The 6,974-nt window shown below is 36.2% G+C and carries 6 protein-coding genes; all 6 read left to right on the forward strand.

Going from position 1 to position 6,974, the window contains the following annotated elements:
• The first annotated feature begins 268 nt into the window (after window positions 1-268).
• Entirely contained in the window at window positions 269-817 is a 549-nt protein-coding gene (locus ABZA26_RS04410; protein WP_372713302.1) for a gamma carbonic anhydrase family protein, read from the forward strand.
• A 305-nt stretch (window positions 818-1,122) separates the two neighbouring features.
• On the forward strand, window positions 1,123-2,085 hold the full coding sequence (gene pfkA / locus ABZA26_RS04415) for a 6-phosphofructokinase (protein WP_372713303.1): 963 nt from the start codon (window positions 1,123-1,125) through the stop codon (window positions 2,083-2,085).
• 324 nt (window positions 2,086-2,409) lie between these two features.
• On the forward strand, window positions 2,410-3,036 hold the full coding sequence (locus ABZA26_RS04420; protein ID WP_372713304.1) for a CBS domain-containing protein: 627 nt from the start codon (window positions 2,410-2,412) through the stop codon (window positions 3,034-3,036).
• A gap of 12 nt (window positions 3,037-3,048) precedes the next feature.
• Entirely contained in the window at window positions 3,049-3,876 is an 828-nt protein-coding gene (locus ABZA26_RS04425) for a pyruvate, water dikinase regulatory protein (RefSeq protein WP_372713305.1), read from the forward strand.
• Between the two features lie 161 nt (window positions 3,877-4,037).
• Window positions 4,038-6,650 (forward strand): pyruvate, phosphate dikinase, encoded by a 2,613-nt coding sequence (gene ppdK / locus ABZA26_RS04430; protein WP_372713306.1) that lies wholly within the window; start codon window positions 4,038-4,040, stop codon window positions 6,648-6,650.
• A 144-nt stretch (window positions 6,651-6,794) separates the two neighbouring features.
• Window positions 6,795-6,974 (forward strand): hypothetical protein (locus ABZA26_RS04435; RefSeq protein WP_372713307.1); only part of this gene is annotated, 180 nt, incomplete at its 3' end.

The following is a 6,974-nucleotide window of genomic DNA, read 5'->3' on the forward strand; positions in this document are numbered from 1 at the left end:
GAGTATATTTTCTGGTTCTCAGAAACTTGTTTTCTGAGTTTCATTAATCTTTTTGGATTTTCAAGGTCATTTAGCTGATTTTTCACAGCCTCGACCTTTTGGTTATGCCCTGACCGAAGGGAGGAAATGCCCTTGGGGTGCTTTTCTGTCAAGAGAAAAGTAACAGATTTCGTATAAATTCAATAATCCATATAAATTTATACCTAAAAAAATAAGAAGAAGAAGAAAACAAACACCAAAACTAATAAAAATTACAGGGAGGAATATTGTGCTTTTAGAATTTGAAGGTATTTTACCAAAATTAAATGAAAAAACTTTTGTTGCAGAAGGAGCAAAACTAATCGGGGATGTGGAAATGGATGAATTTTCTAGCATCTGGTTCAACTGTGTTGCACGGGGAGATGTCTCAAATATACGTGTAGGAAAATATTCCAACGTGCAGGACAACTCTGTCCTGCATGTAGCAGATAATAAGCCTTGTATTATCGGTGACTATGTCACGGTGGGTCACAACGTAGTCCTTCACGGATGCGTGGTAGAAGACCACTGTCTCATAGGCATGGGAGCCACGGTTCTCACAGGAGCAGTTATAGGAAGAGGAAGTATAATAGCAGCCGGAGCCCTTGTAAAGGAAAATCAGATAGTCCCTCCCAATTCACTTGTGGCCGGAGTACCTGGAAAAATAATCCGAACTGTCGAAAATCAGTGGGACAGCATCCATTCTCAGGCAGTAAAATACAAAACACTTTGGACAAAGAGATATGGTATCATGCCTGATGCAGATGGCGAGGTTTACGGAGGAGAAAAAATCATTTAATTTCTTAAAAGAAACTATTTTTAGTTCATCAATTTATCCAGGTTAATTTTTAACCACATTTAATTTTTTTAATCGACATCAAACAATACTCCTCCGATATATTGCAGAAGTTTGTAAAAAGCACAAGTTGTAAAAAGGGTGCTTCATAGTGATCATTTATCGACCTAATAGAGAATAAAATAAGTTCGTTTTTCACTCTTATTACAGTAGACTAATTTTGTAAAACCAGTTATAATATAGTTTGTAAAACTAGGTCGATAAATAATTTTTATAACTATTAAATTTACAATATAGGAGGTATTATTTTGAAAAAAATAGCCATATTAACAAGCGGAGGAGACGCTCCTGGAATGAATGCTGCTGTAAGAGCTGCAGGTAAATTCGCACTTAATACTGACTTAGAAGTGTATGGAATCAAAAGAGGATACTTAGGTATGTTAAATGATGAAATATTTAAAATAACTTCTCAAGACCTTGGAGGAATAATAGACAGAGGTGGTACGACTCTTCTTACTGCAAGATGTCCAGAGTTTAAAGATCCCAAAATAAGAGCAATAGCTGCAGATAACCTTAAGAAAAGAGGAATCGATGGTCTTATTGTTATAGGTGGAGACGGATCTTTCCACGGTGCTGACCTTCTTTCAAAGGAACACGGAATAAAAGTAATCGGTATTCCCGGGACTATAGATAATGACATTGCTGGTACTGACTATACAATAGGTTTTGATACGTGTCTGAACACTATTCTAGATGCTATACAGAAAGTAAGAGACACTGCTACTTCACATGAGAGAACTATTCTTATAGAGGTAATGGGAAGAGATGCCGGAGACCTGGCTCTTTATGCTTCTATGGCCGGTGGGGGAGACGGAATATTGATTCCTGAACAGGACAACCCAATCGAAGTAATGGCATATCAGATTCAGCAAAGAAGAAGAAGAGGAAAGCTTCATGATATTATACTAGTAGCAGAAGGTGTAGGATCAGCTCATACGATAGCAGAAGAGTTAAAGAAAAAAGTACATACTGATGTAAGAATTGTAGTACTAGGACATGTTCAGAGAGGTGGTACTCCATCAGGTTTTGACAGAGTACTCGGTACAAAAATGGGAGCTAAGGCAGTACAGCTGTTATTAGAGGAAAAAGGATGTCTGATGATCGGTATAGAGGGCAACCAGATAGTTACTCACCCCATCGAATATGCTTGGGAAGGAAAAAGAAGAAGCCACATGGAAGATTATGAACTGGCTAATATCTTATCAAAATAAAAATAATTCAAATTTTAATTATTATATTTTTAAGCAGAGACCTGGTAAAGGTCTCTGTTTTTATTTATCATAAAAACAATAATATTTTTACTGCTTCTCAAACAACATCATAGAGGGGGCAACATATATAAAATACTTTTTTAAGTGTACACTTTTTTATCCGTTGCAAGATCTGACTTAGACGTTCGTCACTGTAAAACCTTTAAAAAATATCAAAATATCACTTGAATTTAATAATTTCCTATAGTATACTCTATTTGAAGTTAAGCAATGAAAACAAAGGTACACACTATGTTTTAGTGTACACTAAAGAGGTGGTAAAATTTGGAATATTCAGAAAGACAAAAAAAAATTATAGATATAGTCAAAAAAAGAGGACCTATTACAGGCGATGAGATCGGAAAAATATTAGATCTTACAAGAGGTGCCCTCAGAACAGACTTTTCAATACTGACCAAAAATAATATTCTCAATTCTAAGCCTAGAAAAGGATATACATACCTTGGTGAAGGAAATGTAAGCGGTGATAAGCTCGGTGATAAACAGGTAAAAACTTATATGGGTATACCAAGTGTGCTTACAGAGGAAACTACAGTATACGAAGCCATCGTATCACTATTTCTAAAAGATACCGGAAGCTTACTAATAGTAAAAGACGGATACCTTTCTGGTATAGTTTCTAGAAAAGATCTTCTGAAACACGTAATCGGAGGCAAAGAAAACCATAAATCTCCAATAGGAATGATCATGACTAGAATGCCAAATATTATAGTCTGCTTTCCCAATGACAGTATACACTCTGTGGCCGAAAAAATGGTTGAACATGAGATAGATTCTATTCCTGTGGTAGAGGAAAAAGTTCACGATAAAAAGACAAGATATAAGGTTCTCGGTAAAATTTCTAAAACAACTATAACCAGAATATTTGTAGATGAATTCAAAAAAAAATAGAGGTGGTTAATCTTGGAAAAATTTACTATACACGTTTTTTCAGACTCTTACGGAGAATCTGGGGAGCAGGTTTCAAAATGTGCTCTCTCTCAATTTGGCTTTGGAGAATACGACATTGTAAGGCATTCACATATCAACAGTCTTGAAAAATTGAACCAGGAATTAAAAATACTAGACGGTGCTGAAAATATATTGGTAGTTCACACTATGATACATTTAGACCACGTAGAAGTTCTTGCACAATTTTGTAGAGATAGACACTTTAAAAACATAGATCTGCTAAACCCACTTGTAGCCGCAATAGAAGAACACACCAAAAGGGCTCCGAGAAGAGAATCAGGAATATATAAGAAGCTGGATGAAAAATATTTCCGTAGAATTGAAGCAATAGAATTTGCTGTAAAATATGACGACGGGAAGGATGCCAGGGGAATACATGAGGCTGACCTTATACTGCTAGGTATATCTAGAACATCTAAAACGCCTCTCAGTATCTATCTAGGAAACAAAAAACACATTAAAGTCATAAATATTCCATTGGTTCCTGAAATGGAGATTCCTAAAGATATATTCAAAGTCCCAAAGAAAAAAATCATAGGACTAACTAATTCAATCGAAGTTCTAAATAAAATTCGTGAAGAAAGACTAAAAACCATCGGATTTAAAGAAGGGTCGGCATACTCTTCAATGGGAAGAATAATAGAAGAGATGGATTATGCAGAAAATATAATGAAGAGAATAGGATGCCCTGTGGTAGATGTCTCTCAGAAAGCGATAGAAGAAACTTCTGAGATTATAATAAACATAATGAAAGAAAACGGATTTAAAATAATTTATTAAAAATATATTAGGAGGTATCATCATGGCAGAGAAAAAAATAAAGATTAAATACAAGGAAACTGCACTTAAAAGGAGAAGAAAAGTAATCAAAAGCTGTAAATAATAGAGATTTTTTACTGATTTTCTTATACTATCTCTAATCCAGGGGGGAATTTGGAATTATGTCAAAATTAGTATATGCATTTGAAGAGGGTAGCAAAGATCTTAAAAATTTGCTAGGGGGAAAAGGAGCAAACCTTTCAGAAATGACCAACATAGGTTTACCAGTACCTCCAGGATTCACATTATCCACTGAGGCTTGTAATGAGTATTACAAAAAAGGAAAAATACTTTGGGATGATCTGAAACATGAAATAGAAGATAATATGAAAAAATTGGAAGCTAAAACAGGTAAAAGATTTGGTTCTGAAAAAAATCCACTTTTAGTTTCAGTAAGATCCGGTGCAGCTGTATCTATGCCCGGAATGATGGATACAGTCTTAAATCTAGGCCTAAATGAAATTACTGCTGAAGCAATTGCCAGGGAAACAGGTAATGAAAGATTTACATGGGATTCATACAGAAGATTCATACAGATGTTTTCAGACGTAGTTATGGAAATTCCTAAGTACAAGTTTGAAATAGCAATTGATGAATTAAAAGAAAGCAAAGGATATAATCTTGACGTGGACATGACTGCCCAAGATCTCAAGGATCTTGTGAGTCGTTTTAAAAGTATCTACATAAAAGAGATAGGAAAAGATTTCCCTGAGGATCCTTTTGAGCAACTTTTGCTTACTATTCTTGCAGTCTTTGATTCTTGGAATAATCCTAGGGCAATAGTTTACAGAGACCTGAATGACATTCCTGGAAATATTGGTACTGGAGTAAATGTACAAAGTATGGTTTTTGGAAATATGGGTGAAAATTCCGGAACAGGAGTTGCCTTTACAAGAGACCCTGCCACAGGAGAAAAAGCTGTGTACGGTGAATATCTGATGAATGCCCAGGGTGAAGATGTAGTGGCAGGTATCAGAACTCCACACAAAATCGAGAGATTAAAAGATGACCTTCCGGAAGTTTACGAAGAATTTTTGAAAATCTGTTCACTTTTGGAAAATCATTATAAAAATATGCAGGACATAGAGTTTACAATTGAAAAAGGAAAGTTGTATATCCTTCAGACAAGAAACGGTAAAAGAACTTCCACTGCTGCAGTGCAGATAGCCGTTGATATGGTGGAAGAAGGTGTGCTCACAAAAGAGGAGGCCATACTCAGAGTAGATCCTCAGAGTATCAGCCAGATGCTTCACAAGGCCTTCCGTGAAGACAGTCTTTCCAGTGCTAGTCCAATTGCTGAAGGACTCCCGGCTTCTCCTGGAGCTGCCAGCGGAAAAGTTTTCTTTGATTCTGAAGCAATAAAGCTGAATAAAGGCGGAATCTTGGTAAGACTGGAAACGTCTCCAGAGGATATAGAGGGTATGCATGGTTCCGAAGGAATATTAACTGTTCGTGGTGGTATGACTTCTCATGCTGCAGTTGTGGCCAGAGGAATGGGAAAATGCTGTGTAAGCGGATGTAGCAACATAAAAATAGATGAAGAGAATAAAGAAATGACTATAGGGGATGTAGTTGTAAAAGAGGGAGAATATATCTCTCTAGATGGAACTACTGGTAAAGTATATCTTGGAAGTATAGAAAAAGAAGAAGCAACCCTGGGGGGAAGCTTTAAAAAATTTATGGGATGGGCTGATGATATAAGAGTCATGGGAGTCAGGGCAAATGCAGATACTCCTGAAGATTCTGAAGTCGCTGTAAAATTTGGAGCAGAAGGAATAGGGCTTTGCAGAACAGAACATATGTTCTTTGAAGAAAAGAAAATATGGCCTATGAGAGAAATGATCGTAGCAAAAACAACTTATGAAAGAGAGAGGGCTTTAGAGAAGCTGTTACCTCTTCAAAAAGAAGATTTTGTCGGGATTTTCAGAGTTATGGGAAGTAAACCTGTAACTGTGAGACTACTAGACCCGCCTCTCCATGAGTTTCTTCCAAATAAAGACGAGGAAATCAAGAGACTAGCTAATGATATGAATATAGACTTTGAAGATTTGAAACAAAGAGTTTTCTCTCTCCATGAATTTAATCCTATGCTGGGACATAGAGGATGCAGATTGGCTATAACTTATCCTGAAATCTATGAGATGCAGGCAAAGGCAATCATTGGAGCAGCTATACAGGTAAGAGATGAAGGGATCAAAGTGGATCCTGAAATCATGATACCTCTCGTTGGAGAAGTAAATGAACTAAAATATGTAAAAAGCAAGGTAGTAGCTGCTATTGATAAACTCTTTAAAGAACTTGGTGAAGATATAAAGTATAAATTAGGAACTATGATCGAAGTGCCTAGAGCTTGTCTGACCTCTGATGAAATTGCAGAAGAAGCTGATTTCTTTAGTTTTGGTACAAATGACCTCACCCAGATAACTTTTGGATTTTCAAGAGATGATTCTCCTAAATTCTTAGGTGAGTACAAAACAAAGGAAATACTTCCCAGAGATCCATTTGAAAGCGTGGATATAAAGGGAGTGGGGCAACTCATGAAAATGAGTATAAAGCTTGGTAGAGGTGTCAAAAAAGATATTAAACTGGGTGTATGCGGTGAACACGGAGGAGACCCTAAGAGTATTGAATTTTTCAACTCTATAGGACTTGACTACGTCTCATGTTCCCCTTACAGAGTTCCTGTGGCCAGATTGGCCGCTGCACAGGCAGAATTAAAAAGCAGAAAAAAATAATCTATAGAAAATAGCTCCTTAGGGGCTATTTTTTATGTAAATTTTAATTTTATATAAAAGAAGCACAGAAAAAAAAGAGTATAATCATAGTAAATATATCTACAACTTTAGGAATACTGTCTACATAGAAAAGGGGGAATTATCTTGAAAGAAGTCAGACTGGGAATTCTGGGACTTGGGGCCATAGGCAGCTCTCTGATAAAAATAATACAGGAAAACCACACTCGAATAATGAAAGAATACGGAATAGACCTCATAATAAAAAGGGTCTACAGTGAAGAAAAAGATATTTCCAAAGAACCTTGGACCAAGGGTCTGTATATA

Origin of the sequence: Ilyobacter sp., from assembly GCF_041583315.1 — a bacterium.
Classification (GTDB): domain Bacteria; phylum Fusobacteriota; class Fusobacteriia; order Fusobacteriales; family Fusobacteriaceae; genus Ilyobacter.

What these genes read in the sequence shown, in the direction of transcription:
- ppdK (WP_372713306.1), top strand. Translation starts at nt 4,038, where the DNA reads ATGTCAAAATTAGTATATGCATTTGAAGAGGGTAGCAAAGATCTTAAA.